General features: G+C 51.2%; 27 protein-coding genes, 1 tRNA gene and 2 pseudogenes. 14 read left to right on the top strand and 16 right to left on the bottom strand.

Annotation, left to right across the window (positions count from 1 at the left end):
- The first annotated feature begins 59 nt into the window (after window positions 1-59).
- The 7 genes from tyrS (at window position 60) to MIM_RS15350 (ending at window position 5933) form a co-directional block, all read left to right on the top strand.
- Window positions 60-1289 (top strand): tyrosine--tRNA ligase, encoded by a 1230-nt coding sequence (tyrS, locus tag MIM_RS15380; RefSeq protein ID WP_025373648.1) that lies wholly within the window; start codon window positions 60-62, stop codon window positions 1287-1289.
- 153 nt (window positions 1290-1442) lie between these two features.
- Window positions 1443-2072, top strand: coding sequence for a YbhB/YbcL family Raf kinase inhibitor-like protein (locus tag MIM_RS15375; RefSeq protein WP_025373647.1), 630 nt, complete (start codon window positions 1443-1445; stop codon window positions 2070-2072).
- A gap of 36 nt (window positions 2073-2108) precedes the next feature.
- Window positions 2109-3353: a serine hydroxymethyltransferase gene (gene glyA, locus MIM_RS15370; RefSeq protein WP_025373646.1), complete on the top strand. Its 1245-nt coding sequence runs from the start codon at window positions 2109-2111 to the stop codon at window positions 3351-3353.
- Window positions 3354-3407: 54 nt separating this feature from the next.
- On the top strand, window positions 3408-3908 hold the full coding sequence (gene nrdR, locus MIM_RS15365; RefSeq protein WP_025373645.1) for a transcriptional regulator NrdR: 501 nt from the start codon (window positions 3408-3410) through the stop codon (window positions 3906-3908).
- Window positions 3909-3979: 71 nt separating this feature from the next.
- Window positions 3980-5116: a bifunctional diaminohydroxyphosphoribosylaminopyrimidine deaminase/5-amino-6-(5-phosphoribosylamino)uracil reductase RibD gene (ribD, locus tag MIM_RS15360; RefSeq protein WP_025373644.1), complete on the top strand. Its 1137-nt coding sequence runs from the start codon at window positions 3980-3982 to the stop codon at window positions 5114-5116.
- A gap of 3 nt (window positions 5117-5119) precedes the next feature.
- Entirely contained in the window at window positions 5120-5725 is a 606-nt protein-coding gene (locus MIM_RS15355) for a riboflavin synthase (protein WP_025373643.1), read from the top strand.
- Window positions 5726-5845: 120 nt separating this feature from the next.
- Window positions 5846-5933: transfer RNA gene (locus tag MIM_RS15350), tRNA-Ser, on the top strand.
- A gap of 223 nt (window positions 5934-6156) precedes the next feature.
- On the opposite strand, the pseudogene MIM_RS22590 reads toward MIM_RS15350, so the two are convergent.
- Window positions 6157-6309 (bottom strand): annotated as a pseudogene (locus tag MIM_RS22590) (transposase); the annotation flags it as partial.
- Between the two features lie 44 nt (window positions 6310-6353).
- Here MIM_RS22590 and MIM_RS15345 point away from each other — a divergent pair.
- Window positions 6354-6659, top strand: coding sequence for a type II toxin-antitoxin system RelE/ParE family toxin (locus tag MIM_RS15345; RefSeq protein ID WP_025373642.1), 306 nt, complete (start codon window positions 6354-6356; stop codon window positions 6657-6659).
- Window positions 6656-6961: an addiction module antidote protein gene (locus tag MIM_RS15340; RefSeq protein WP_025373641.1), complete on the top strand. Its 306-nt coding sequence runs from the start codon at window positions 6656-6658 to the stop codon at window positions 6959-6961. The genes MIM_RS15345 and MIM_RS15340 overlap by 4 nt, the downstream gene beginning before the upstream one ends.
- Before the next feature lie 750 nt (window positions 6962-7711).
- Here the strand turns inward: MIM_RS15340 and MIM_RS22950 are convergent.
- The 5 genes from MIM_RS22950 to MIM_RS15320 all read right to left on the bottom strand — a co-directional run bounded on the left by MIM_RS22950 (window position 7712) and on the right by MIM_RS15320 (window position 11417).
- Complete coding sequence (locus MIM_RS22950) at window positions 7712-8158, bottom strand: hypothetical protein (RefSeq protein ID WP_144084661.1); 447 nt, start codon at window positions 8156-8158, stop codon at window positions 7712-7714.
- A gap of 45 nt (window positions 8159-8203) precedes the next feature.
- A complete protein-coding gene (locus MIM_RS15335) occupies window positions 8204-8521 on the bottom strand; it encodes a helix-turn-helix transcriptional regulator (RefSeq protein WP_025373640.1) in 318 nt (105 codons plus the stop codon).
- Window positions 8522-8956: 435 nt separating this feature from the next.
- Window positions 8957-9514: a hypothetical protein gene (locus MIM_RS15330; protein WP_158318742.1), complete on the bottom strand. Its 558-nt coding sequence runs from the start codon at window positions 9512-9514 to the stop codon at window positions 8957-8959.
- 271 nt (window positions 9515-9785) lie between these two features.
- Complete coding sequence (locus MIM_RS22585; protein WP_407638166.1) at window positions 9786-10736, bottom strand: DUF3396 domain-containing protein; 951 nt, start codon at window positions 10734-10736, stop codon at window positions 9786-9788.
- Between the two features lie 300 nt (window positions 10737-11036).
- Window positions 11037-11417: a hypothetical protein gene (locus MIM_RS15320; RefSeq protein WP_025373638.1), complete on the bottom strand. Its 381-nt coding sequence runs from the start codon at window positions 11415-11417 to the stop codon at window positions 11037-11039.
- A gap of 1114 nt (window positions 11418-12531) precedes the next feature.
- Here MIM_RS15320 and MIM_RS15310 point away from each other — a divergent pair.
- A complete protein-coding gene (locus tag MIM_RS15310) occupies window positions 12532-13374 on the top strand; it encodes an SPFH domain-containing protein (RefSeq protein WP_025373636.1) in 843 nt (280 codons plus the stop codon).
- Between the two features lie 36 nt (window positions 13375-13410).
- On the opposite strand, the gene MIM_RS23230 is transcribed toward MIM_RS15310, so the two are convergent.
- The 6 genes from MIM_RS23230 to MIM_RS15280 form a co-directional block, all read right to left on the bottom strand.
- Complete coding sequence (locus MIM_RS23230) at window positions 13411-13584, bottom strand: hypothetical protein (RefSeq protein WP_158318741.1); 174 nt, start codon at window positions 13582-13584, stop codon at window positions 13411-13413.
- 77 nt (window positions 13585-13661) lie between these two features.
- Window positions 13662-14462 carry a hypothetical protein gene (locus MIM_RS15300; protein WP_025373634.1) on the bottom strand — a complete coding sequence of 267 codons (801 nt, stop codon included), beginning with the start codon at window positions 14460-14462 and terminating at the stop codon, window positions 13662-13664.
- Window positions 14459-14656 (bottom strand): hypothetical protein, encoded by a 198-nt coding sequence (locus MIM_RS15295; protein ID WP_025373633.1) that lies wholly within the window; start codon window positions 14654-14656, stop codon window positions 14459-14461. Before MIM_RS15295 ends, MIM_RS15300 begins: the two co-directional genes overlap by 4 nt.
- A 370-nt stretch (window positions 14657-15026) precedes the next feature.
- Window positions 15027-15533, bottom strand: coding sequence for an arsenate reductase ArsC (locus tag MIM_RS15290; RefSeq protein ID WP_025373632.1), 507 nt, complete (start codon window positions 15531-15533; stop codon window positions 15027-15029).
- Window positions 15530-16297, bottom strand: a complete 768-nt coding sequence (arsH, locus tag MIM_RS15285; protein WP_025373631.1) for an arsenical resistance protein ArsH — start codon at window positions 16295-16297, stop codon at window positions 15530-15532. The genes MIM_RS15290 and arsH overlap by 4 nt, the downstream gene beginning before the upstream one ends.
- Window positions 16298-16307: 10 nt before the next feature.
- On the bottom strand, window positions 16308-16628 hold the full coding sequence (locus MIM_RS15280; protein WP_042071560.1) for an ArsR/SmtB family transcription factor: 321 nt from the start codon (window positions 16626-16628) through the stop codon (window positions 16308-16310).
- Between the two features lie 208 nt (window positions 16629-16836).
- On the opposite strand from MIM_RS15280, the gene MIM_RS15275 reads away from it, so the two are divergent.
- Window positions 16837-17328, top strand: a complete 492-nt coding sequence (locus MIM_RS15275; protein WP_025373630.1) for a prolyl-tRNA synthetase associated domain-containing protein — start codon at window positions 16837-16839, stop codon at window positions 17326-17328.
- A gap of 55 nt (window positions 17329-17383) precedes the next feature.
- Here MIM_RS15275 and fur read toward each other — a convergent pair whose 3' ends face one another.
- The 4 genes from fur to MIM_RS15260 all read right to left on the bottom strand — a co-directional run bounded on the left by fur (window position 17384) and on the right by MIM_RS15260 (window position 20720).
- Window positions 17384-17842 carry a ferric iron uptake transcriptional regulator gene (gene fur / locus MIM_RS15270; RefSeq protein ID WP_025373629.1) on the bottom strand — a complete coding sequence of 153 codons (459 nt, stop codon included), beginning with the start codon at window positions 17840-17842 and terminating at the stop codon, window positions 17384-17386.
- A 124-nt stretch (window positions 17843-17966) separates the two neighbouring features.
- Complete coding sequence (gene ykgO, locus MIM_RS22580; protein ID WP_084459006.1) at window positions 17967-18113, bottom strand: type B 50S ribosomal protein L36; 147 nt, start codon at window positions 18111-18113, stop codon at window positions 17967-17969.
- Window positions 18114-18196: 83 nt separating this feature from the next.
- On the bottom strand, window positions 18197-19432 hold the full coding sequence (zigA, locus tag MIM_RS15265) for a zinc metallochaperone GTPase ZigA (RefSeq protein ID WP_025373628.1): 1236 nt from the start codon (window positions 19430-19432) through the stop codon (window positions 18197-18199).
- Between the two features lie 280 nt (window positions 19433-19712).
- Entirely contained in the window at window positions 19713-20720 is a 1008-nt protein-coding gene (locus tag MIM_RS15260; RefSeq protein WP_042071557.1) for a GlxA family transcriptional regulator, read from the bottom strand.
- Window positions 20721-20975: 255 nt separating this feature from the next.
- Here MIM_RS15260 and MIM_RS15255 point away from each other — a divergent pair, with 255 nt between their 5' ends.
- The 3 genes and pseudogenes from MIM_RS15255 (at window position 20976) to MIM_RS15245 (ending at window position 26277) form a co-directional block, all read left to right on the top strand.
- A complete protein-coding gene (locus MIM_RS15255) occupies window positions 20976-21359 on the top strand; it encodes a VOC family protein (RefSeq protein WP_025373626.1) in 384 nt (127 codons plus the stop codon).
- 58 nt (window positions 21360-21417) lie between these two features.
- A pseudogene (locus tag MIM_RS15250) lies at window positions 21418-22524 on the top strand (S-(hydroxymethyl)glutathione dehydrogenase/class III alcohol dehydrogenase); the annotation flags it as partial.
- Between the two features lie 198 nt (window positions 22525-22722).
- Complete coding sequence (locus MIM_RS15245) at window positions 22723-26277, top strand: ABC transporter ATP-binding protein/permease (RefSeq protein WP_025373624.1); 3555 nt, start codon at window positions 22723-22725, stop codon at window positions 26275-26277.
- The last annotated feature ends 102 nt before the right edge of the window (window positions 26278-26379 follow it).

Genomic DNA, 26379 nt, shown 5'->3' with positions numbered 1-26379 from the left:
GTTTTGTTGCCAAAGTCCCTCTTGTTACCCATCTGCCCGCGCCCAGGAATCAAAAATTTATGTCAACACCCGAAACACCCATTAGTCCGGAAGTGGAAAACGACCTGCAAACTGTGCTGCGCGGCTGCGATGAGCTGCTGGTTCAGTCTGAATTTGCGGTCAAGCTGCAAAACAGCCGCAACACAGGTACGCCGCTGCGTATCAAGCTCGGCCTGGATCCCACGGCTCCTGATATTCACCTGGGTCATACCGTGGTGCTCAATAAAATGCGCCAGCTTCAGGACATGGGGCATAACGTCATCTTTCTGATCGGCGACTTCACCTCCATGATCGGCGATCCCAGCGGTCGCAATGCGACCCGTCCGCCGCTCACCCGCGAGCAGATCGAAGTGAATGCCAAAACGTATTACGAGCAGGCCAGCAAGGTACTGGACCCGGCGCGTACCGAAGTGCGCTACAACTCCGAATGGTGTGATCCGCTGGGCGCGCGTGGCATGATCCAGCTGGCATCGCGTTACACGGTTGCCCGGATGATGGAACGTGATGACTTCACCAAGCGCTTCAAGGGCGGCATTCCCATTTCCGTGCATGAGTTTCTGTACCCGCTCATGCAGGGCTACGATTCGGTTGCCCTCAAGTCAGATCTGGAACTGGGCGGCACAGACCAGAAATTCAATCTGCTGGTGGGACGTGAATTGCAAAAGGAATACGGCCAGGCGGCCCAGTGTATTCTCACGATGCCTTTGCTCGAGGGCCTGGACGGTGTTGAAAAAATGTCCAAGTCCAAAAACAACTACATCGGTATTACGGAAACGCCCGACTCCATGTTCGGCAAGCTCATGTCCATTTCCGATACATTAATGTGGCGTTATTATGAATTACTTTCATTCAAGTCGCTGCAGGACATTGCTACACTTGCGCAGCAGGTCAAAGAGGGTAGAAACCCGCGCGATGTGAAGGTAGAGCTGGCGCAGGAAATCATCACGCGTTTTCATTCGGCAGCAGACGCCGACGGTGCGCTGGCCAACTTCGAAGCCCGCTTTCGCGATGGCGCTATTCCCGAAGATATGCCCGAAATCAATCTCGGCCCCGGTCCGCTGGGTATCCTGAAAATTCTGAAGGAAGCCGGCCTGGCCAGTTCCGGTACCGAGGCCGGGCGCAATGTGCAGCAGGGCGGGGTACGGGTCGATTCACAGCGTGTGGAAGACAAGAATCTGCAGCTGGAAGCGGGCACCTATGTGGTCCAGGTTGGCAAGCGCAAATTTGCCCGGGTCACCGTAAGCGCCTGACGCACCAGCGATGTTGACCTGTCCTGCGAGTACGACAGGCCACGGCCAACCAGGGCGACAAAAGTAACAACAGGCAAGTGTGTCAGCTTGTCTTGTGTTCATCCGCGCCACAAGCGCATTTTGATGTGTTTTTATTGTATTGAAGGGGATGTCATGAAACTCAGCAGCCAGTCATTTGAAAACGAGAAAGCAATCGGACCGGTGAATGCCTTTGCCAAGCCGGATGCTCAGGCGCACATGATTCTGTCGGACAACAAAAACCCACATCTGGCCTGGAGCGACGCGCCGGAAGGGACGCGCTCGTTCGTGGTCTTGTGCGTAGACAAAGACGTACCCAGCAAGCCCGATGATGTCAATCAGGACGATCGCGAAGTGCCGGCCAGCCTGCCGCGTGTTGACTTTTATCACTGGGCGCTGGTGGATATCCCGGCCAGCGTGAACGAGATTGCCGAAGGTGAATTTTCCAGCGGCGTCACCCCCAAGGGAAAAAGCGGCCCACTGGCCGCGAAAGATATGCGCCAGGGCATTAACGACTTTACCAACTGGTTTGCCGGTGACCACGATATGAAGGGCGATTACTTTGGTTATGACGGTCCGTGCCCGCCCTTCAATGACGCACTGGTGCACCGCTATTTCTTTACGGTCTACGCGCTGGATGTAGACACCCTGCCGTTGACCGGCAGCTTTACCTGCGCTGAAGTGGCCGAAGCCATTGCGCCCCATGTACTGGATCAGGCCTCGATCATGGGACTGTATTCGCTGAATCCCAAAGTTTCCTTTTGAATTTTATCCAATTACCCGCTTTATATAGGACACGTTATGTTTGACCGCTCGCTAACTCTTGACAAGGTAGATCCTGAACTCTGGAGTGCCATTCAACAAGAAAACACCCGTCAGGAGCAGCACATCGAGCTGATTGCTTCTGAAAACTACACCAGCCCGGCAGTCATGCAGGCACAAGGCACGCAACTGACCAACAAGTACGCAGAAGGCTATCCTGGCAAGCGCTACTACGGTGGCTGCGAGTTCGTCGATATCGCTGAAGAGCTGGCCATCAAGCGTCTGAAAGAACTGTTCGGTGCCGAAGCGGCCAACGTGCAGCCAAACTCCGGCTCACAGGCCAATCAGGGTGTGTACATGGCCGTGCTCAAACCCGGTGATACCGTACTGGGTATGAGCCTGGCAGAGGGCGGTCATCTGACGCATGGTGCATCGGTCAATGCCTCAGGCAAGTTGTACAATTTCATCTCTTACGGCCTGGACGAAAACGAAGTGCTCAACTACGAACAGGTTGAGCAACTGGCCAAAGAACACAAGCCGAAAATGATTGTGGCGGGTGCGTCTGCATACTCCCTGAAAATTGATTTCGAGCGCATGGCCAGAATCGCCCATGACAATGGCGCATACCTGATGGTTGACATTGCTCACTACGCAGGTCTGGTCGCCGGCGGTCAGTATCCAAACCCGGTTCCTCACGCCGATTTCGTGACGTCAACAACGCACAAATCCTTGCGCGGTCCGCGCGGCGGCGTCATCATGATGAAAGCAGAGCATGAAAAAATCATCAACTCCGCCATCTTCCCTGGTATTCAGGGCGGGCCACTCATGCACGTTATTGCGGGTAAAGCAGTGGCTTTCAAAGAGGCGCTCAGCCCGGAATTTAGCGACTACGCAAAACAGGTTGTGGCCAATGCCAAAGTACTGGCAGACACACTGGTTAAACGTGGCCTGCGTATTGTTTCCGGCAAAACCGAGAGCCATGTCATGCTGGTTGACCTGCGTGCCAAGGGTATTACCGGTAAGGTTGCCGAAGCCCGTCTGGGCGATGCGCATATCACTGTAAACAAAAACGCGATTCCGAACGATCCGGAAAAACCGTTTGTTACCAGCGGCATTCGTTTGGGTACGCCAGCCATGACCACTCGCGGCTTTACCGAGGCCGAGGCCGAACTGACTGCGAATCTGATTGCCGATGTGCTGGATAACCCGGACGATGAAGCAAACATCGCTGCAGTTCGTGCTAAAGTGAACGAACTTACAGCGCGCTTCCCGGTTTACAAATAAACTGCGCGTTCTCACAACGCAATCACCTATTGCCCGGCACAGGACTTGAGTTAAATGAAATGCCCGTTTTGTTCACACCACGATACACAGGTTATGGACTCGCGGGTATCCGAAGAGGGCGACACCATTCGTCGCCGTCGTCGTTGCCTGTCCTGTGACCGGCGCTTTACCACTTACGAGCGTATCGAGCTGGCGATGCCAGCGGTGGTCAAGCGCAATGGCACCCGGGCCGAGTTTGATCCGGCCAAGCTGCAGGCCAGCCTGCGTCTGGCACTACGCAAACGCCCGGTCAGTACCGAATTGCTGGAGCGAGCTGTCGCTCGTATCCAGGAATCACTGCTTAATTATCCCGAAAAAGAAGTCTCGACCGATCACATCGGCGAGCTGGTTATGAACGAACTCAAGCAACTGGATCAGGTTGCCTACGTACGATTTGCCTCGGTCTATAAAAGCTTTCAGGACATCGAAGAGTTCGTCAACGCCATCAAGGAAATGCAAAAGCCGGTCAAGCCGCACAATGGTGGCGGTCGCCCGGAGTCTGCCGATAAGGCCTGAGGGCTAGCGGCAGGGTGAGTTGGCGTCAATTGAGCGGGTACGCCGGCCTTTTATCATCGGAATAGCGGTTTATGAATGATCAGGAATATATGGATAGGGCACTGGCGCTGGCACGCAGCGTCATGTTCAGTACCAGCCCCAACCCGCGGGTAGGCTGCGTGATCGTTAATCAGGGCAAGGTCCTGGGCGAGGGCGCCACGCAACCCCCAGGCGGTCCTCATGCGGAAGTGTGTGCCATTCGCGACGCGCAGGCCAAAGGTCATGCATTGGCCGGCTCCACCTTTTACGTCACACTGGAACCCTGCAGCCATTATGGCCGTACGCCACCCTGCGTGGACGCGCTGCTCGAAGCTAAACCCGCGCGGGTCGTGATTGCCGCCAGGGACCCCAATCCGCTGGTGAGTGGCGCAGGCATCAGCAAACTGCAAAACGCCGGAATCACAGTTGAAATTGGTCTGGGGCTGGAACAGGCACTGGAAATCAATCCTGGTTTTGTATCGCGCATGAGCATACAGCGTCCCTGGGTGCGCATGAAAATAGCCAGCACCCTGGACGGCAAGGTTGCCCTGAACAATGGTCGCTCGCAATGGATTACCGGCCCCCAGGCGCGTGCCGATGGACATCACTGGCGTGCCCGTGCCTGCGTGATCCTGACCGGTTCGGGCACCGTGCGCGATGACGATCCGCAGCTTACCGTGCGCGACGTCGCCACACCCCGTCAACCCATTCGCGCCGTCATTGACAGTCAATTTGCCATTGATGAAGACGCCCGGTTATTTGACGGCAACCCGGTGTGGGTTTTTGTGACCGAGTACAACGTAGCCAAGGCCGAACGCCTGGCGGCACGCAACGTGCGCGTGATTACCGTCGACGAAAAAAACAAGCACGTGGATCTGAAAGCCGTGATGGCCTGGCTGGGGCAGCAGGACATCAATGAGGTACATGTGGAAGCGGGGCCGGGTCTGAATGGCGCGCTGCTGCAGGCCGGTTGCGTGGATGAACTGCTGGTCTACCTGGCTCCGACCATCCTGGGGGATGCTCGCTCGTCTGTCGCGCATACGCCTTTTAATGTGCTGGCCGATGCCTATCGCTTTGCGTTTTTCGACAACGCCGCTTGCGGCAAAGACCTGCGGCTACGGGCCAGATTGCCCACGCGCTGGAATCAATTACAATTGCAATCAGGCAGCAGCAAGCCTGATACGGAGTAGAGAATGTTCACAGGAATTATCAGCGGCGTTGGCCGCATCAGTCAGGTCAAACCGGCAGGCAATAGTGCTGATGACGGCGTGCATCTGACCATCGAAGCAAACAATTTTGATCTGGCAGGCGTTGGCCTGGGCGACTCGATTGCTGTGCAGGGGGCCTGCATGACCGTCGTCTCGCTGGACGACGGCGCTTTTCAGATTGATGTCTCGCGCGAGAGCCTGGACAAAACGACCGGGCTTGATCAGGCCGGCGAAGTGAACCTGGAGCGCTCACTCAAACTGGGTGATTCCCTGGATGGTCACCTGGTCTCGGGACATGTAGATGGCATGGGGCAGGTCACGCGCTTTGAGCAGGTAGGCGAATCGCACGAGTTACGCATACAGGTACCGGCGGCGCTAGCCAAATACCTGGCTTATAAAGGCTCGGTGACGGTTAATGGCGTGAGCCTGACTGTTAATTCCGTTACGGACAATGGCGAAGGATGCGAAATCAGCATCAATATCATCCCGCATACGCTGCAGGTCACCACGCTTAAACACCTCAGAGAGGGTACAAAAGTGAACCTGGAAATCGATATGATTGCACGTTACGTGGAAAGGATGCTAAAATAGCTGGCTAAGTTGGTGGTGGAGTGGTTTTTTATAAGGCCCTGCCAGCAGCAGTGTTCTGAAAATAGGATCGGTGGCCGAGTGGTTTATAAGGTCACGCCTGCAGTAGCATACCAAAAAATAGGGTCGGTGGCCGAGTGGCTGAAGGCGCACGCTTGGAAAGCGTGTATACGGTAACGTATCGGGGGTTCGAATCCCCCCCAACCCGCCAGTCTTGTATACGTTAAGTAATGTATAAATACGAAATACCCCGTAAATTCAATGAATTGCGGGGTTTTTTGTTGCCTGGTTGGTCGTAAAGTGATGTATGCGTATGCTTGAAGATGCCCCAAATTGGGGGTACAGGCTCTACGCCATAAACGGGGGATGGGTATTCCCCAAACTCTGTTAATCACGCCATTCCAACCGCATTGGGCCAAGACCTTCAGTAGGTAATTCTCAACATTCCTAAATCCATACGCACGCCTTGAGAGCATCTCCATTTTAGTATGGAGGCCTTCGGTGATGCCGTTCGATTTAGAAAACCGCCACATCCTCACAATCGGCTCCAGCCATGATTGGAAGCAGCAATAAATCTCCTTATAAATATCTAAGCATTGCTTAATCGTATCTCTTCGGATACACTATAGGTATGCTGATAATCAACCAAACGTCACAATTTCGGAAATGGTTTAAAGCGCTCAAAGATCTGCGTGCAAAAGCCAAGATAGCGATACGACTACAACGAGCTGAAAATGGAAATTGGGGCGACTGTAAATCAGTAGGTGAAGGCGTGTTTGAAATGCGCATTACTGAGAGCAAGGGTTATCGCATTTATTATGCACGGCAAGGCGACATTGTTTATTTGCTGTTAAATGGTGGCAATAAATCTACCCAGACACAGGATATAGCCAGCGCCAAAGTCTTGTGGGCCGAAATTAACGGAGGTCTGAGATGACTACAATTACAAAATTTGATATTGCTGAGTATTTGGATAGTGAAGAAATGATAGCTGCCTATCTGAACGAGGCACTCAATGATGACGATCCAAACACTTTTCTGATGGCGATTGCGGATGTAGCAAAAGCCCGGGGGATGACGCAGATTGCCAAGGATGCGGGATTGGGTAGGGAGAGCCTGTACAAAGCACTTGCACCCAACGCCAAGCCACGTTATGACACGGTTATCAAGCTTATACATTCTTTGGGCGTAACGCTTACCGTTACCAGTCAGGAAAAAACGACTGTAGCTGTTGATTAATGGGAACATGGGCGCCCCCTCAAACACGCGAGCATATCCGACATATAGTTTTCGGAGTCCCTAAAAGAACGTCTACGTAAAACGCTTTTGAAACAGCGTCACAGAGCGCCGTGGCAGAAATGGTTTTACCCACGTTTTATGAATTGCAGATTGTAGTGACCACTTTTTGTGCTGGCCGGGGTATAGCAAAACGCGACCTCCGCTAAAGAAAACTCAGGATGAGCCTTCGTCCGGTTGCTGATGGTTACCTCTGAAACCTCAAATGCAGCCGGGGGTCGCTCTCACAAAATTGCTTTTCCAGTCCAATAATCAGGTACGCTCAAAAGGGGTAAAAAAATTATTTTGACGGTATATTTGGCGGTATATCAGAATATAAAATATTCGAAGTCGTTTATTCATGCGGCATACAGGCAACAATATGGATGCCTCACCAACCGCCAGTTCAATACAAAAAATTCAACAAAGTCAATGAGTTATAAGGGTGGTGTTTTTCTAGTATTGCCAGAATGTACCACTTTTAGACATGGTTTTGGCGCAATTCGGGCACACGCCAAATCGATCATTTACTGAACAAATTCATAGCCTTCTTACCGGGCAGTTTATTGGCGTTTGGCATCCATTTTCCGTACACCTTTGCGATCATCTTGCAGTCTAATGGCCCATTTGGTTCGCGATTCTGCCCAAATTTCGGGGTTAGTGAGGTCATTACCATATGGGAACGCCATTTTTCGAATCCGCTGTCAGGTGCATCTATTCAAATGGATTAAAAGGTCGATCACCGTGATATTGATCCACCGCCGGTTCAAGAAGACAATACAACTTTTTATTGTAAATAGCCGCCACGGGATAGCATCCTATATTGTTAAGTACAGAACATTTATTCAATCCGTTTAAAATGTCTGTTCCCCTGCATTTATCCTCCTTGCAATAGGCCTGGCTGAAGCCTGCGGCATTACTGGTCACATATAAAAGTGATGTGCCGCCGTAAATGGTAGGATCTCCAATTCTTTTTAACAGCGCTTTATAAATAGATTTGACCTCAGTTACACTTCCCCGATGGAACTTGCTAGGCGATGTTTGCATGAAGTCAAAATTCTGCTTGTCAGCAATACAGCTTTGCGCTCCCGCAGGACTCATTGCAGTTACCAAAACGAAAGATAGAATTACTGACAAAGGGTATTTAAATTTTTTATTCAATTTAGGTCAATCCTTGTACTATTCAACGTAATTTTTTTGTCATCATTAATCCCCATCTGATTTTCTAATGGAGTATTCACGCGCCTTACGATTTTCGCTGGCTTTGACCAATTCGAGGTTCAGGACCCTGCCGAGTTTTCGCGCGTACTGCACCATAGTGTTTAGTGTGAGATTCTGATTGCCAGCTAAAAGCTTACTGATATATGGAGCTGAAACTCCCAAAATATCAGCAAGTTGAGATTGGTTAAGCCCTTCCTCTTTCATCACATCGGCCAGTTGAAATGAAAAATCAATCTGAGCGCCGGATACCCAATACTGCTCAGATTTTTCTGCTTTCCGGAGTAATTCCGTGAATGTTGCCATATTAACTCTCCTGTCTGTATACGAGAGTACCTTCGCGCGCTGCCGCAGCGTATTGCTCCTTTAGAGTTACCAGCTGTGAGTGTGGTATCAGCGTTCAAAAATTTGATGGTATATCAATTTGACTTTTATCTACCATAGAATTTTTTGTACCCAAGGAAAAAGAGAGATATCTTAAATACTCAAATGCTTGATCTATGAACTGCGCCAATAATACCGAACAGGCTCGGGAGGCGATGGGGAATATGACTCATCTGGCAAGCGTGCGGCTCAAAGGCATCGCCTTGGCTCATGGCCGGGATGCTATCGATAGGCACGTTTGGTGAAGCCTCTATTCCTGGAGTTGCAGGGGCCTCATTATGGTTGGATGCCATATCTCCGAGTTGAGCTGCTGATGACATAATAATCTTTGTAATGAATCGTTCAGATACAGTAAATTTAATTACTTAACTCGGTTTTAGTGAAAAGAAGGCAGAAGGTGTCGGCGCCATCAAAATAAATAGCTGGTATGCATATGTTTCCCGTTGCTTTGCTGCATGTAGAAACACTTTTTAGAAACGTGTTTACATTCGCTGGTCGAGGAAATGTTACCACGGCAAGTTTTTTAAAATTTTGTGATATCAATATTGCGCTTTCAATACCTGGTTTAAACTTGCTTCGCAAAGACTTATTAGCCATTAATTGCGAATATTCATCATCTTGATCGCGTCGCGCATATGAGAGCATCGTTGCGTATTCTGATGATTTTGTTTCATTCCGTTTTTTATCAATTTTGTCTTCAAGCTTTTTTCGATCACAATTGAGCTCGATTTTTTCTGAGCTTAATTGTTGGGTATGGATAATTAAGACCTCCGGAGCCTCAGGTTCCTTCGTGCATCCTGTATTGACAGTTAAACAAAAGAGCAGCGCGATCATCTTTATGTATATTCGCCGTATCAAATACGCAATGTCAAACTCCGCCGCGCGCCGCATACTCTTCTCCAATTTTGACGACATATTCAGGCACCTCGAATTGCGGTGGTGGAAGCATTCTTAAATACTGTATGGCTGAGCTATATTGCATGAACGGTTGGTCGTCAGCATCTTGCCCAACATGTTTTCTATGATATGCAGATAATTGCTTACGAGGGATCCACTTACCTCCCGCGGCTGCTATCTTTCCCGCTAATATCCCTGTGCCTAGATTGAATATTTGTTCGTAGCTGATGTATTGATCTGAATTTTTATATGTATATCCTGCAGAGATGTAGTATACCTTGTTCGGTATTTATATTTTTTTCAATCCAGGAATAAGTCTATCTTCCTGCAGTGTGGATTCTTTGCGTAATTTTTCCAAATAATTGATGACCTCTGTTTCCTCAATATCAAAACGTGTCAGCCATTTATTGGAGGTATGTCTATCTAAAAAATACGCCTGGTAATCAGGAACGCTGTGCAATGGCCCGATGCTTTCCAGTCTAGCCTTGCGTAAAGCGTGATTGAGCAGGACATAGCTGGCGAGCATCGGATCTTCCTTGTTGCTAACCAGGGATGGATAATTACCCGTTTGTATTAGAAGTCCTATCTTGGGATCCTTGTAAAAGGCATACCATTGCTCGGGCAAGTACTTGCGAAGCCCTGTTACTCCGCCTACCTCTTGCAGCATCTCTTGATTCAGTAAGGTTAACCAGCTCATGGTTTTAAGATGTTTTCGCATATCTCGTCTACCCGAAATCATTAGATTTTCTCCAATATCAAGGGCATTAAAAATTCTTGTTAGATTAGCCTCTGTAGGTTGGTTATTTTTTTCACGGGTTAATGATAAATTCATCGCATACCCAGCGTATCCATTCATGTTACCGATACGATCAGCAAACCGAATAAACATTGATTCAAAAACATGCGGAAAATTGCGTAAAAATGAAACAGGAACAGAAAACTCTAAATAGTCTGTATCTTCAGGATGGTATTCCGCATTCTGTATTGGCCTTGAAAAAAACATAAATCGCCATTCCCCTGTTGCATATTTTTCTTTTCCGGAAGTATAGGAAAATGCAAAAAGATCTTTTGGGGATAAGGCACTTGCCATTTCTCGCATGGAAGGGGCTTTATCATAGACAAAATTATCCGGTCCTTCAGGTGGCTCATCTCGCCACACCCAGGTTAAGTACTCCTTGGCATAGGTTTCATATTCTTCAAAGCAGCGGATAATCCTCGCGTACCTCGGGTTTATGTCCACCCTGGAAATAATAGGATGCACGTATACACAGCGCAGCACCGATATAGCGGTGATTTCCCTTTGGGTTGTGTAGTTCGCTAGTTAAAAGCAATTCCTTGTTATTACTAATCAGATAATCCAACCAAAGTTTATTCGTGTCTTGCATTGTGACTTACCAATAGTATATTTATTAGGGCTTGTACCCAAGGAAAAGAGAGATATCTTAATGATACTCAAATGCTTGATCTACGAACTGAGCCAATAATACATAACAGGATCTGGAGGCGGCGGGGCAATAATACCCGCCGCGGCAGGTGGTGGCTACAGGCGCGAGACGCTTAGCTTACTTATTGCCTCAGTGAGCTTGTCCAGCTTTGCGTTTAATTCTTTGTTTTGGCTCGAAATTTCGGCTTTGACACTGTCTCTGGTGCTTTGGCCCATACTGAAGGAGCCCACCATATTCGACAGCAGGGTGGCATTGAAGGCTGCAACGCCTAAGATAATCGTAATAACGGATGTGATGCCAGTAACAACCGTTATGCGGCGCGTGTGCTTGTTTTCTTCTCTGAAATCAGCAATGGCCTTTTGGTTATTCTTGATGCTGTTCTCAACTAGCGCCTCAAGACGAGCGACCCTGGCCTCCGTTCTGGCTTCGGCGGCTTGCAGTTTTGCATCGAGAAGGTCAATCGTTATGTCGGTCATGTCTTTACTGTGGAACTTTTGTGCTTCATTATCAATAGAATCAACGCACAGCGGGCCAATTGGTTCGAGATTGCAAAAGCTGGAGTGGATATAACAAATCAGGGAAGGCTGTTAAGTTAATTACATTATTTCATACTTGGTTGCGCGTAAGTGGATATTTTTCCCTAAATCAGCTTATCTGGTGGCTTTAAATACGTATAAAGATAGCACACAGGCTAATATTCAACTATAGCCCGTATGAATAGCCAATATAATTTCAGCGTTAGTATTGAACGGGTGTGGATCGTGGGTTGGACCTTTGAATGCGGAGTGAATAGATAATGCAGGCCCAACATGCGGCGATCATCCAGAACAAACGAAGCCTTATGCGTGCAGCGCTGATCTCTCCTTTGGTCGTTCCGTTCGCGTTTAGCTTAACCTATAGCACAACAGTGACATTCATAGAGGGGGCGTCAATCGAAGGGTTCCTGGGCATGTTCTCTATCTTTTTGTTCTTCGGTCTGCTCCTGACATACTGCGTTACCTTTGCACTCGTTCTGCCAATGGCCATCTTGCTAAAGAAGAAAAATGCGCTCTCGGCTATCCCAATATGCCTTTGGTGCACATTGATCGGGCCAGTCGCACTTTACATGTACACGTCTCTACTGGGCGGCGGTTTAGAACCGACGCCCGCCGCTACTAAACTGGTACTCCCAATGCTCTTCGGCTTGGTATCAGGCGTCAGTTTCTGTGTGATTTCCGGCATACGACTGTACCCTCGTTCTTCAGGACTGAAATCTTAATTTTGCAGATGCGAAAAAAACTGAGCGGCAGATAGGGTTGGATCGTCGCTTTAATTCTATTTATTCCCCTGTTCGATATGCCAGAAGACGAAATGCACGCGGTTTTTACCATTCTGCTGCCTAAGCGATAACCGGGGATTGAAATAACCGGGTATTGTCCGCGCACCTGAACCAGATATCGCTATCGCCCTGATTGATGACGGGAAGGGCCGATATGGCGAGAGATTTTTTCAAAGGCAATATCATTTTCTTCTGAGCGCAATCTTTTTTTAGGTATATTCGCAGTCGGCATTTTTGCGATCTTCAATTTCTTAAAAAAAGTGGAAAGAATAATGAAACAAAACAAGGCATTTGCACTCACGGTAGCCGGCGTTATCGCTCTGATTGTTGTCGTTCTGGCGGGTTTCGGGGCGTTGTACACGATTGATCAGGGTGATGTGGGCGTCAAGCTGCGCTATGGCAAAATTATTAGCGTAGAGCAGCCGGGCCTGGGCTTCAAAACACCGATCATAGACAGCATCAAAGAAATTTCCGTACGTCGCCAGACTTACTCATGGGAGAAGATTGGGGCCTATTCAGCTGACCAGCAAATTGCCGAGATTGATGTCTCAGTCACAATCGACCCGATTTCCAGCAAGGCCGATCATATCTATGCGCAGTACGGAACCGTGAAAGACATGGTAACGCGCATCGTATCGCCACGGATGATGACTGTTGCAAAGAACGTGTTCGGCACATTCACTGCCCAGCGCGTGGTTCAGAAGCGCAAGGAGTTTGAAACAGAGGTGTCCGAAGCGCTGCGAACTGCGTTCATCGGTGAACCGTTCACGCTGGTTTCTGTACAGATTCAGGAAATCAGCTTTACGCCCGAGTACGAGAAGGCCGTATCAGATAAGCAGCGTGCCGAGGTACAGGTATTGACCGCCCGTCAGAATGCTCAGGCTGCCGTCGCAGAGGCCGAAGGCGCCAAGCAGTCAGCCATTCTGCAGGCGCAGGGTGATGCTGAATCACGCAGACTGCGCGGTGAGGCCGAAGCGTCTGCGATCGCTGCCAAGGGTAAGGCATTGGCTGATAATCCCGCTCTTGTTCAGCTTATCAGTGCCGAGCGCTGGAATGGTATTCTGCCCACCACGATGGTGCCTGGCGGCTCGCTTCCATTTGTGAATGTGAAATAGGCGCCTGACGGCCATCTTCGTCTCGATGGTTGTCAGTCAGCTGGCAATCTGAGACTGATGCTCACTTTGCTTCGGTCGACTCAGTTTCTTCGGGTCGACCCGGACAAGATGGTCGAAACCATTTGCGGGATCAAAGGTATCCGGATCAGAGGCGATCGCCTTGTTGATTGCCTCATTCTCTTCAGGGGTTGGTCTTTGAATCGGTTTCATAGCGGTAATTACAGGGTATAAATCTGCAGCCTCAACATGTTGCCACGGTAATATCCCCCCCCCCACAACCAGCGTTCTCACTCACTCTCGTCGTCGTGATCCGCAAAATTCTCATAATAATCCGGCCGGAAATAACTCATGGACATGACTTCTGCGCGGGGGATAAGAATTCTGAATTGCTCTTCCAGATCGTCGGTTGTCTGGGTATCGTCCTCTATCTGCTCGTAGGCGTCAAAATAAGAAGTGGTGAGCGTTAACGTCTGATCGTCCTTGTCTCTATAGCCGCTGAGCAAGGGGAAAATGGTGAAGTATTCCGTGTCGTCAAAATTGTCATTAATCAGGGTATTCTGAATATAACCAATGTAAACCTTGCCGCTTTTCAAGGTAATTTGGAGCATTTGTACCTGTCTGAGCGCGCGATACAGCATGTGCTCGAATTCGTTTTTTCTGGCGAGCAAATAGGCGCTTTCCTGGGCGGTTTCATCTTCATAATCGGCCTGCCAAATTTTCATCGTCCGCCAGATGTGATGAATGGGCGGGTTGGCAACAACCAATCTTCTGAAAACGCTCAAGCATGCTGTTGTTAACGGTTTGCACAATCGTACGAACAAATAACGGTATTTTCCCCAAGCCGTTGCGAGCGCCAGGGTAAACATTCCCCATACTGCGGTCCAAATGAATAATGGTTGATCTTCAAGGGCGGGATAAAATACCAGCGTAGCCACCCCGGCAAGAACTGCAAAATACACGCCATATTTGGCGGCGATGAAGTAGGTATGCCAGCCGGTTGATTTGATCAACCGGTACTTTGTTTTGGTATTTAATTCGGCATAGATAAATCCGGCTAACAGCACGACCGCAATAACGATCGCACTCATTTAGTGCCGGATTTGAGACGGCTGGATAATGATAATCCTTTAATGGATTTGACACCATTAACAAACTTTTCCCGAATCTCCGCATTATCAAGATTCATTCTGACGCTGCCGTCTGGATTAACGAGCACAAAGGGTGCCCGCTTTCCTGGAGAAGAAAGGGATTTTCCAAAAAATTTGGAAGACATATTTTTCATATAAATCTCCCGCTATTGAGTAAGTTTGAGAAGAGAACAGGGCACAACTTAACTGTACGCCAGAAACGTCTTTTATCAAGTTGAATATAGCACAGATACGGCTGAATCAGCCCATTCTTTACCGGTTCTCAGGTGTATTCGTTAAACGGACGACAGGCATGCACCTAAACATAAGACTATGAGCCACTTAGGGCGCAATGACAGGGTTGTATGCTAGTGTTGGCAATCTCCAGGTGTCCGATTGTCTGGAAAAACTCGGGTAAAGACTGGCCGAGCAGAATGCCGGTCAAAACACACAGCGCCACCCAGACCGTTAAATAACGTTCAAATGTGCTGATGGTGGGCTTATTCCCGGATGCCTCAGAATGATTCATTGCGCTGCGTGAGTACTGCCAATTTTGGATAGTTCCTGTTTGATGGCTGTGTGATCAAGAATATTGAAAGGCAGGCTCACAAACAGGCGTACGCGATTCATCATTTGGCGAAATGTTTTATCAAATGCGAGTCTTTTGTCTTCGTCCGATCCTTCCACCAAAGACGGATCTTCAAACCCCCAATGTGCAGTGATCGGTTTGCCAGGCCAGACAGGACATACTTCCCCGGCGGCGTCATCACACACGGTAATGATGAAATCCATTTGCGGTGCATCGGGAGCCGCAAATTCATCCCAGCTTTTACTGCGTAATTGCTCGGTGGGGTAGTGAATGGAAGCTGCTCTTTCGACGGCAAAGGGATTGACTGTGCCGGTAGGGTGGCTGCCAGCACTAAAAGCCTGGAAGCGCCCGTCACCCATCATGTTGATTAGCGCTTCGGCCATAATGCTGCGGGCAGAGTTACCGGTGCATAATATCAATACGTTGTAGACTTTTTTCGTCATGATGTTTCTCGCTGGGTTTGAGATTGTGGGGCAATAGCAATAGCCGACAGATCGGTCGCCGTGTTGATAGCGCGGTCACTGGCTTTTCTCTCGGAATACCGGTCTGTCAGTGTCTCCTGATGTGGCCGCAGCAGTACAGTTAAGCGCACGAGTTCTTCCATGACATCAACGATCCTGTCATAGTAGGCGGAGGGCTTCATGCGACCGTCTTCGTCAAACTCCTGGTAGGCTTTGGCAATACTGGACTGGTTGGGGATGGTAAACATACGCATCCAGCGTCCCAGGAGTCTCAACGTATTAACGGCATTGAAGCTTTGCGACCCTCCGGATACCTGCATGACGGCAAGCGTGCGGCCTTGTGTGGGCCGAATGCCGGCGATTTCAAGGGGTAGGTGATCAATTTGGGCTTTCATAATGCCTGTGATTTGACCGTGACGTTCGGGGCTGCACCACACCTGGCCTTCAGACCATTCGGAAAGCGCACGCAATTCTTTTACTGCCGGATGGTCGTCGTTTTGAACCTGATCCGGCAACGGCAGATCTGATGGGTCGAATATTTTTACCTCAGCACCAAAAAGCAAAAGTAGCCGGGCGGCTTCCTCTACCGCCAGGCGTGAAAAGGATCGAGGCCGGAGCGAACCGTATAACAGCAATATACGCAGCGGAGGTTGGTCTGCACCCAATTCCTGACCGGGCCGGAGGATAACCTTCGAGCGGTCCAGGGCGGGAAGCAGGTTCGGATCGGAGAGTGTTCTTAATCTCATGGAACGACCTTTATTCCTTCGGTTCTACACAGGAAAAATCGCAAGTTTGTCCGCCGCAACAGTTTTCTGACAGGAAGGAGACAAGCCGTCCGGCTGTCGCAAAGTTGGCCGTGTAAATAACGGATCGGCCTTCCTGGCGGGGAGTAACCATGTCTGCATACGTGAGCTCCTTCAGGTGAAACGATAGGGACGAAGGCGGGATACGGGTTTCGTCGCTGATCTTTCCGGCCGCCAGGCCATCAGGGCCAGCCTGAACAAGTAGCCGAAATACAGCAAGGCGTGATTCCTGGGCGAGCGCAGCAAGTGCGGCAATTGCATTTTTAGTTTCCATAATTCGATAATAGTCGAAATGTGGAATAATGACAAGAATATACTTCAATTAGCGAGCAACTAATTTGCCGCTTTTATCACTTTTGATTGTTTGAAATGAATGCCTACAATTTCTGGAAAAAGGCTTACGGCGAAGATAAAACTGCTGCCTCAATCAAGTCACGTGAATCGCACGCCATTCCGTCAACGTCGTTATAATGCCAAGACCAATGAGCACTCTATCCACCTTCCTCGATCTTCATGGCATCGCCCCGGAAAGCCACTCACATCCACCGGTAATGACCGTGGCCGAGTCCGAGCAGCTGGCGCTGCCGATCCCGGGCGCCAAGACCAAGAATCTGTTCCTGCGCGACAACAAGGGGCGCAGGCATTTTCTCGTTACGGTTCCGCATAACCTTGCTGTTGATCTTACCGCACTGGGCAGGATGCTCGCCGCAGGGCGTCTGGGCTTTGCCTCGCCTGAACGATTGCTGCGACACCTTGGGGTCACGCCCGGATCAGTAAGTCTGCTCGCGCTGGTCAACGATCAGGCACTTGCGGTCGAATTCGTCATCGACAACAAGCTTTGGGAGGCGGACTTCGTGCATGCGCATCCGTTACGTAATGACGCCACGATGCTGGTTTCTCATGCAGACCTGGAGCGCTTCCTGGCGGCAACCGGGCATGAACCGTTAGTTGTACAAGTCCCTGCGGCGGTTTGACCTGGCTGGCACGGTGCCACGCCATCACAGTTGTAATAGAGGTCCGGTCTGATTTTCAAACTGGATTCCTGGCATTCAATGATGCCATCTCAAGCCTATGCTCGCACGCGGCTTTCGTACAGTTGCCATAAAGAATCAATGTGTGGTCGATGAGTTCGTAGCCCAGCTTTTTGGCAACGCGATGTTGATCGTTCTCGATCGCGTTGTCGTGAAACTCCCGGATCAGGCCACAACTTGTGCAGACCAAATGATCGTGATGGTGTCCGTCATCAAGTTCATACAAGGCCTTCCCCGCAGTGAAGTGGGCATGCTTGAGCAGACCTGCCTGCTGCAATTGTGCGAGTGCCCGATAGACCGTGGCCAGTCCGATCTCAACGTGCTTGTCCAGAAGACGGCGATAAATGTCTTCTGCGGACAGGTGGCGCTGGTTTGCTTTTTCGAAAATTTCCAGGATCCGAAGCCGCGGTAGCGTTGCCTTCAGTCCTGCGCGTTTAAGATTGCCGACGTCGTTCATCATTCTCTCCCTGTGGCTGTGATCTGCTGAACGGATTGATATTTTCCGGCGAGGCGCCATCCGGCAAGCCGGTCATACCGCCGGGCACCGGACGATAGCGCACTCGCAACATCCAGACGATGCGTTAAGCGTTCCTGTTTCTCGCGCCTCCCTGGCGAGCCTTAAAACGCGGGTTCGATTTACAAATGACATAGATGCGGCCGCGACGTCGTACGATCTGGCAATCCCGGTGTCGTGTCTTGGCGTCTTTCAGCGAAGAGAGTACTTTCATGGTTATTCCTTTTAAAAGCTGACAGTATCTGGAGTATGGCGGCCAGAGCGAGCCGCATCAGCATTGCTCAGCGCTTCCCGGCATCAGGGCAGTACGCTGGCAACAGGCCAGTCGGAAAACGGGTTGTGCCATTTTTTCCAGTTGGCCGGTCCCAGAGCCATTTCCCCGTCGGTGAGTAAACAGGCATCAAATTTTGCCCTTAGGGCTTCTTCGTCCATATCCATGCCGATGAGCACGAGTTCCTGTCGCGCGTCGCCCACGTTGTCATCCCACTTTGAACGGATCACAGCGATATGTGCCGGATCCTGCGGCCAGCGTTCCGGTGGCATGGCTGCCCACCAGTAGCCAGCCGGACCGTGTCGGGCCACAGCGCCGGCCTGAGACCAGGAGCCTGCCATGGTCGGATGGGTTGCCAGCCAGAAGAAACCTTTGGAACGCACCACGCCTGGCCATTCGCTTTCAACCAGTTCAAAGAAGCGTTCTGCATGAAATGGCCGACGCGCCCGGTAAACGAAATTGCGAATGCCATATTCTTCCGTTTCAGGCGTATGCTCGCCCCGCAGCTCCATCAGCCAGCCGGGCGCCTTGGACGCCTGTTCGAAATCGAACAGACCGGTATTAAGTACACGATCCAGTGCGACTTTGCCGAACTCAGCCATTTCAATTCGTGCCCGGGGGTTAAGCTGGCGCAGGATAGCCATCAAGCGTTCGCGTTCCGGTTCATTGATCAGGTCAGTTTTGTTAAGCAAAATGACGTCGCAAAACTCAATCTGATCGATCAGCAGGTCAACTACCGTGCGTTCATCCTGATCGCCAAGTGACTCACCGCGCGATTGCAAACTATCCCTGGAGCTGTAATCACGCAGGAAATTAAAGGCGTCAACCACCGTGACCATCGTGTCCAGTTGGGCAACTTCGTTCAGGCTGCGTCCATCTTCGCCTTCAAAGGTGAACGTTTCTGCCACGGGCAGGGGCTCGGATATCCCGGTGGATTCAATCACCAGCTGATCAAATCGGCCTTCGCCGGCGAGTCTTTCAACTTCAATGAGTAAGTCTTCGCGCAATGTGCAACAGATGCAGCCATTGCTCATTTCAACGAGCTTTTCATCGGCACGGGCCAATTGCGCACCGCCTTCGCGTACCTGGTCGGCATCAATGTTGACTTCGGACATGTCATTGACGATGATCGCGACGCGACGGCCTTCACGGTTATTAAGAATGTGATTCAGCAGGGTGGTTTTGCCTGCCCCAAGGAAGCCGGATAGAACGGTGACGGGTAGCTTTTTTGGTAAAAGCGGAGTTTGGGTATGCGTATTCAATTCAATATGTCGCTTCTGTGTACGTAAATGAATCAGTTACTGTTGTACTGACGGGTGCGATTGTGAGCGGGAAGAGCCGCAAGCGCACTGTCAGTCATTGCGTTGCGGTGTGTCGCTGCTGCTAAGGATTATATGGATTGTATTGTTATGTTATAACATAACAATACGACGTGTCCAGCGCTATTTAAAAACCGCGACAGGCGCATCGGGGGCGCTATCGCAGGCGTTGGATAAATACTTCCGTCCTCCGACAGACATATAGGCGTTGCGCCGCCTGGTTTTAACTTTTATCAGCATGAAATCGGTCGCGATATTGCCTGGCGGTGATACCACAATGCCGACGAAAGGCACGCCGCAGACGTTCCTCTGAGCGAAGCCCGCATTCAGTGGCAATCTTTTTGAGTGAAAAATAACCTTCTTCTAGCAGGCTTTTTGCTTTTTCCATTCGGGCCAGTTCGACAAACTCCTGAGGGCTACAGCCAAACTGTTGCAGAAAAATCCGTCCCAGATTTCGTGGGCTCATCGCGACCCTGCGGGCCAGATCCGCTGTACTAAGGTCTTTATCAAGGTGCTGAATAATCCAGTTCTGGAGGGTATGAATGCCATGATGAGTGGTCATCTGAAAATTGAGATATTGGCTGAACTGTGGCTGCCCGCCCGGCCTTTTAAGGTATATCACCATCTCTCTTGCCACTGCGAGTGCGATGTTACGTCCCAGGTCTTCCTCTACCAATGCCAAAGCCAAATCAAATACTGCCGTGACACCGGCTGATGTCCAGATCCGATCGTTACGTACATAGATTGAATCTTCTGCGACCGTAATCCTGGGGTATTTTTCCTTTAATCGCTTGGCAACACGCCAGTGCGTGGTGGCGGTCAATCCGTCGAGCAAGCCCGCTGCGGCCAGAAAGAAGGCACCAGAGCAGACCCCGATGATTCGCGGGGTCTGAGAATGAATATGCTGAATCCATTCGACTATCTGTGGCTGTTCATTTAGCGCCGTTTCTATGTCGCGTGCGCCAACAATAATCACGGTGTCTGGGGGCGGCGTGAGCGATGCGAACGAATGCATCGCTTTTGCTTCCAGATGCAATGAGGTGTCCGATCTGACGAGTCCTGCATGTGGCGTGCAAAGCGTAATCTCATAGGGAGCCGGCTGGCCCATTGCAGCGAGTTGAACGTTAGCCTGATCCAGTACATGAATCGCCCCTACGGCTTCAACTGCCTTGAAGCCAGAGTAGATGATGACATGTACATGATGAGCGAGATGCCTTGTTAGCGTTTCTATAACTTTGCTCTTAGGGTCATTTTTTTCCAACAGTCCCCTCTCTTTTACAGACAACTTTGCAGCATTGACGGACAAAGCGGGCCAAATGGATAGGCCATTCTGGTACGCTCAAAAGGTAATGTTATAACATATCAATCAATTGATGTATCAGAGCTGAGGGTTTCTGAAAATTGACCATACCTGACGTCTCCTGTCCATCAATTTGGCAGTGGTAAATTTTTTGAGCAGCAACTTTTAATAAGAGGAAATGTGCAAATGACGACTTTTACTCATGTGACAGTTGGTACCAATGACCTTAATGCGTCTCGTGCGTTCTATGACAAGGTGTTAAGCCATCTGGGCTGGACGCGTATCACGGATCTGGCCGAAAACGGTTCGATATGGGGGGATGGCAAACCTTCATTCTTTGTATTGAAGCCTGCCAATGGTCAGGCGGCCACAGTGGGCAATGGCGTGACAGTGAGCTTTGAAGCACCCAATCGCGCAGCAGTCAAAGCATTCCACGAGGCAGCGCTCGCGCTCGGCAGGCCGGACGAGGGGGCGGTAGGTCCTCGCGATTGGGCGCCGAATGCGTTTGCTGCGTACACCCGGGACCCTGATGGTAACAAGCTTGCCGTGTACAGCTTCAGTGCTGAATAAGCCTGTCCGCTATGTGATCTCTGTTGTTTCAGCAGACTAAAATTTATTGGAGAGTGATATGAAAACAAGAGCGGCAATCGCGTGGGGACCCAATCAACCGTTGGAGTTTGAAGAGATCGATCTGGACGGTCCCAAAGACAACGAAGTGCTGGTACGCATTGTGACGACCAGTCTATGCCATACCGATGTGTTTACGCTTTCAGGGCGAGACCCCGAGGGCAAATTTCCATGCGTACTTGGACACGAAGGTTGCGGTATTGTCGAAGAGGTCGGGCGCAATGTGACGTCGGTAAAGCCTGGGGATCACGTGATTCCGCTATACACCCCGGAAGATCCGAATTGTCCCTATATCAAGTCAGGAAAGACCAATCTTTCTCAAAGCATTCGGAAAACGCAGGGCGAGGGATTAATGCCGGACGGCACAAGTCGTTTCTCCTTTAAAGGCAAGACAATTTTTCATTACATGGGGACCAGTACATTTAGTGAATACACCGTCCTGCCCGAAATTGCCGTTGCCAAAATCAGCCCGGAAGCGCCGTTGGCCAAAGCGTCAATTATGGGATGTGCGATTCCTACCGGCATAGGAGCCGTGCGCAATACGGCCAAAGTTCGTAGCGGCGATACCGTTGCTGTGTTCGGCCTGGGGGCGGTCGGGATGGCTGTCATTCAGGGGGCGGTGTTGCAAGGCGCCGGCCGGATCATCGGCATTGATGTCAATCCGAATAAATTTGCCCTGGCTAAGTCACTCGGTGCGACAGAGTGTATTAATCCGGCTGATTTCAAGGAGCCGATTGAACACGTCATCATTGAAATGACCAATGGTGGGGTTGATTTCTCTTTTGAGTGTGTCGGCAATGTCAAGTTGATGCGTGCTGCGCTGGAGTGCTGCCATAAGGGCTGGGGTGAAAGTGTCGTTATCGGTGTCGCGGGTGCGGGCGAAGAGATTGCGACCAGACCATTCCAGCTGGTAACGGGACGGGTGTGGCGTGGCAGTGCTTTCGGCGGTGTGCTAGGCCGCTCTGAGTTGCCCGGTATGGTCGATGAATGGCTGCGCGGTGAAATAAATGTGGACCCGTATATCACCCACAATATGGATCATGAGTCGCTTAATCTGGCTTTCGACTTACTTAAACGAGGAGAAGCGATTCGCTCTGTTGTGCACTATCAGGAGAAAGAAACGATGAGTCATGATCTTCCCGGAGTCATCGTTGACAGGCATGGTAAAGTCATTCCATCGACGCAGGAAACAGGCATGCTTTCATAAACGAAAAATGGTTGGTGGGCAATGCCTTGATCAGGTTCGCCGCCTTGTTTGTATCGAATCGGCCCTGCGAGTCAGATAGCTTGATGTAATGGAGTGGTGATGTACTTTGACTATCGTTTGTGGCTGATGACCGCAGGCTTGCGCGGTCGCCTGGCCGGTGGCGTAGGGCTTGGCCTGTTGGCGTTGCTGGCAGGCATCGCCCGTTATGTGTTTCTTGGGCAATTACTCGCCCGTGTGTTCGATCAGCAACCATGGCAGCAATGGTTAACGCCGGCGCTGCTTGCCGTTGCCATGGTACTGCTGCGTGCCTGGCTTGATCATTTACGAACCGTTCAGGCCAACCAGTCTGCGGCTCGGATTCAGTTGATGCTGCGTGCGGGTTTGTATGATCGCATTGTCGATCTCGGGCCAGCCTGGCTTGGCAGCCAGCGTACCGGCGGCGTTATGCTGACGGTCATCGACGGGGTCGAGCAATTGCAAACTTTTTTTGGCCGCTACCTGCCCCAGGTCGCTATTTCCCTCATTGCTCCCATTGCCATCTTTGCCGTTATTGCATTCTGGGATGTGCCAACGGCCTTGGTGCTACTTATCTCTGCGCTTTTCTCTTTGCTGGCCCCAGCGGCAGTGCATGCCATGGATCGGCGTGCCAGTCAGGAGAGATCGCAAGCGCTTGGCGCGTTCGGAGAGGATTTCCTGGACGCCATGCAAGGTCTGCCTACGCTCAAGGCGTTTGGGCAGGGTAAAAGTTTCGGTCAGCGGCTGGCGGCGAGAGCTCGCCGTTTATCAGATAAGACATTCTGGGTGCTGTCGGTCAGCGTACTTACACGAGGGATGAGCGATCTCGGTGTGGCTCTGGGCGCGGCGCTTGCCATCACCCTGGGTGCAAGCCGCGTGGTGCAGGGCGAGATGAGCCTGGAAGCGCTGCTCATTGTATTGATGGCCGGCACTGAAATATTCCGTCCGCTGCGTGATCTGCGATCAGTATTGCACCAGGGGATGCTTGGGCAGTCAGCAGCAGCCGGTATTCATGCGCTTAACGATGCGGATCGCGTTGTTACGGCATCGGAGCGCGCAATATCACCGGCAGATCTGGAGCCGCGGATTCGATTTGATAATGTATGCTTCGCGTATCAACCGGAACGAGCTGCTCACAATGGTCTGAGCTTTGACATCGCTGCTGGTGAGCGCATTGGTGTTGTTGGCCCCAGCGGTGCGGGCAAATCCACTATTGTGCGGTTGCTCCTGCGCGAAGTGATGCCGCAGAACGGACATATCTCCGTTGGCGGCTATGACATCCGTGATCTCTCCGAAGATGCATTGCTATCGCGCATTGCATTGGTCAGTCAGGACATCACCTTGTTTCATGGCACGCTGGACGACAATATACGTCTGGGCCGGCCCGATGCGACGCCTGAACAGGTGCGCGCGGCGGCACGCTCTGCCAATATTGATGCGTTTATTATGGCGTTGCCTGATGGCTACGAAACGCAAGTAGGGGATCGGGGGCTGCAGCTGTCTGGCGGGCAGCGGCAGCGTATTGGCATCGCCCGTGCGCTGTTGCGGGACGCGCCCATCCTGATCCTGGACGAGGCATTATCATCAGTTGACTCGCAGAACGAATTTCTGATTCAGGAAGCGCTGGACCGCCTGATGGTGGGCAGAACGACGCTGATCCTGGCGCATCGTCTGGCCAGTGTGATTAATGCAGACAGAATTCTGGTCCTGGATCATGGGCGCGTGGTTGAGTCGGGATCTCACGAGGTGCTGATGCAGCAGCAGGGCCTGTATTATCAACTGATGCGAGAGCAAGTCGGAAATAGCCACATCCCGAAAGACGCCGACGCGCGAGCTGAATCTGTAGCGCCAGCAAGCAGCACCAACGGTCCGGCGCCCCGATCGCTGGAGGATGATGCGGCCCGGGTGGGATGGAAAGATGTGCTGGTTACCCTGATGTCGGTGGTCAAGCCCTGGCGCCTCACACTGGTGGCCACTATATTGCTTGGCGTCGCAAGGGTCGCCGCATTTATCGGCGTGGGTGCGCTGAGTGCTCTTGTTGTCGCTGCTTTGCGTAACGGCCAACCAACGCAGACGCTGATTATTGCATTACTTGTTGTTGCGCCGCTGGCCGCGTTATTTCACTGGCTGGAGTCGTGGCTTGCGCATGCAATGGCCTATAAATTGCTGGCCAATATGCGTATCGATTTGTACGATAAGCTCGAACAGCTCGCACCAGCTTATCTCCTGGAGCGTCGCTCCGGAGACCTGGTTTCATTGGCAACGCAAGACGTGGAAATGATCGAATACTTTTATGCGCATACCATCGCGCCGGCGATTGTATCAGTACTGGTGCCCGCCACCGTACTGGGCTTTCTGGCTGTTTACAGCTGGCCGGTGGCACTGGCCTTGCTGCCATTTCTTGCCTATGCGCTTTTGTCACCGGTTCGCAGCAGACGGCGGATTGATGCACTGGGAGAACAGGCCCGTCAGTCCCTTGGTGAAATGAGTGCCCATCTGACCGACACCATTCAGGGTATGGCCGATCTGACGGCCTTTCAGGCGACGGCACGGCGCCGTAAGCAGTTTCTGGATATTGCGCAATCGTACAGTGGTCAAAGACAGGCGATTCTGAATGATTTGTCGGCGCAAAGCGCCTGGTTCGAAGTGGCAATGGGGCTGGGTGGATTGGCGGTTGCCGTTACCGGTGCCTTGCTGGCCAATGCCGGTACACTTGATCCGACCATGGTGCCGTTGCTGGTGCTTGTCGCGGTTGCCACTTTCCTGCCCGTATCCGAAATTTCTCAGGTGAGCCGACAATTGGCTGACACGGTGGCTGCCAGCAGACGCCTGCATGTGGTGCATCAGGAACCGGTTCCTGTCGGGGATGGCCCGAGCAGGTTGGCGCCAGCGTCACAAGGGCTATCGATCGAGTTTGATCAGGTGAGCTTCAGGTACACGCCGACCTCGCGTCTTACGCTGGACGCGCTTACTTTTTCCCTTGCGCCGGGTACAACCACGGCGTTGGTAGGGGCCTCAGGGGCGGGCAAAAGCACGATTGCCAGCCTGCTGTTGCGTTTCTGGGATGCCAGCACGGGCACGATCCGGATCGGCGGCACCGACATACGCCAACTCGAACTGGATAACCTGAGAGAACATGTCGCTCTGGTTACACAGGACACTTACCTGTTCAACGATACGCTCGCTGCAAATATCCGACTCGCGCGCCCCGATGCCAGTGATGCTGAAGTAAACAATGCACTGGCATCAGCGGCGCTATCCGGATTCGTTGCTTCGTTACCGCAGGGCCTGGACACGCTTGTTGGCGAACGCGGCACGCAGTTATCCGGTGGCCAGCGGCAACGTATCGCCATCGCACGCGCCTTTTTGAAAAATGCGCCTATCTTGATACTGGATGAGGCAACGTCACACCTGGACAGCCTGAGCGAAATGCAGGTACGGGATGCCCTTGCCTTGCTGATGCGTGAACGTACCAGCCTGATCATTGCGCATAGGCTATCGACGATTCGCGATGCGGATCAGATATTGGTGTTGGACGATGGCAAACTGATTGAGCAGGGAACGCACGACACATTGCTTTCCCGCTATGGTGCTTATGCGCGTTTGATACAGCATCAGGAGCAGGGGATTAGCAGTTGACGAATTGACACAACATAATTTGGTTGATTTGTGATGCATTAGTTAATTCTTAAGCCGGAAGTCGTATATTGCACTTGAACTATTTCTAACTGCGTTTTCAAA

Origin of the sequence: Advenella mimigardefordensis DPN7, assembly GCF_000521505.1 — a bacterium.
Classification (GTDB): Bacteria; Pseudomonadota; Gammaproteobacteria; order Burkholderiales; family Burkholderiaceae_B; genus Advenella; species Advenella mimigardefordensis.
This window is presented reverse-complemented; position numbering and strand designations above follow the sequence as displayed.

Excerpts from the sequence above, each read along its gene's own strand:
- tyrS (WP_025373648.1), top strand. The coding sequence starts at position 60 with ATGTCAACACCCGAAACACCCATTAGTCCGGAAGTGGAAAACGACCTG.
- MIM_RS15375 (WP_025373647.1), top strand. The coding sequence starts at position 1,443 with ATGAAACTCAGCAGCCAGTCATTTGAAAACGAGAAAGCAATCGGACCG.
- glyA (WP_025373646.1), top strand. The coding sequence starts at position 2,109 with ATGTTTGACCGCTCGCTAACTCTTGACAAGGTAGATCCTGAACTCTGG.
- nrdR (WP_025373645.1), top strand. The coding sequence starts at position 3,408 with ATGAAATGCCCGTTTTGTTCACACCACGATACACAGGTTATGGACTCG.
- ribD (WP_025373644.1), top strand. The coding sequence starts at position 3,980 with ATGAATGATCAGGAATATATGGATAGGGCACTGGCGCTGGCACGCAGC.
- MIM_RS15355 (WP_025373643.1), top strand. The coding sequence starts at position 5,120 with ATGTTCACAGGAATTATCAGCGGCGTTGGCCGCATCAGTCAGGTCAAA.
- MIM_RS15345 (WP_025373642.1), top strand. The coding sequence starts at position 6,354 with ATGCTGATAATCAACCAAACGTCACAATTTCGGAAATGGTTTAAAGCG.
- MIM_RS15340 (WP_025373641.1), top strand. The coding sequence starts at position 6,656 with ATGACTACAATTACAAAATTTGATATTGCTGAGTATTTGGATAGTGAA.
- MIM_RS15335 (WP_025373640.1), bottom strand. The coding sequence starts at position 8,521 with ATGGCAACATTCACGGAATTACTCCGGAAAGCAGAAAAATCTGAGCAG.
- MIM_RS15330 (WP_158318742.1), bottom strand. The coding sequence starts at position 9,514 with ATGTCGTCAAAATTGGAGAAGAGTATGCGGCGCGCGGCGGAGTTTGAC.
- MIM_RS15320 (WP_025373638.1), bottom strand. The coding sequence starts at position 11,417 with ATGACCGACATAACGATTGACCTTCTCGATGCAAAACTGCAAGCCGCC.
- MIM_RS15310 (WP_025373636.1), top strand. The coding sequence starts at position 12,532 with ATGAAACAAAACAAGGCATTTGCACTCACGGTAGCCGGCGTTATCGCT.
- MIM_RS23230 (WP_158318741.1), bottom strand. The coding sequence starts at position 13,584 with ATGAAACCGATTCAAAGACCAACCCCTGAAGAGAATGAGGCAATCAAC.
- MIM_RS15300 (WP_025373634.1), bottom strand. The coding sequence starts at position 14,462 with ATGAGTGCGATCGTTATTGCGGTCGTGCTGTTAGCCGGATTTATCTAT.
- MIM_RS15295 (WP_025373633.1), bottom strand. The coding sequence starts at position 14,656 with ATGAAAAATATGTCTTCCAAATTTTTTGGAAAATCCCTTTCTTCTCCA.
- MIM_RS15290 (WP_025373632.1), bottom strand. The coding sequence starts at position 15,533 with ATGACGAAAAAAGTCTACAACGTATTGATATTATGCACCGGTAACTCT.
- arsH (WP_025373631.1), bottom strand. The coding sequence starts at position 16,297 with ATGAGATTAAGAACACTCTCCGATCCGAACCTGCTTCCCGCCCTGGAC.
- MIM_RS15280 (WP_042071560.1), bottom strand. The coding sequence starts at position 16,628 with ATGGAAACTAAAAATGCAATTGCCGCACTTGCTGCGCTCGCCCAGGAA.
- MIM_RS15275 (WP_025373630.1), top strand. The coding sequence starts at position 16,837 with ATGAGCACTCTATCCACCTTCCTCGATCTTCATGGCATCGCCCCGGAA.
- fur (WP_025373629.1), bottom strand. The coding sequence starts at position 17,842 with ATGAACGACGTCGGCAATCTTAAACGCGCAGGACTGAAGGCAACGCTA.
- ykgO (WP_084459006.1), bottom strand. The coding sequence starts at position 18,113 with ATGAAAGTACTCTCTTCGCTGAAAGACGCCAAGACACGACACCGGGAT.
- MIM_RS15255 (WP_025373626.1), top strand. The coding sequence starts at position 20,976 with ATGACGACTTTTACTCATGTGACAGTTGGTACCAATGACCTTAATGCG.
- MIM_RS15245 (WP_025373624.1), top strand. The coding sequence starts at position 22,723 with ATGTACTTTGACTATCGTTTGTGGCTGATGACCGCAGGCTTGCGCGGT.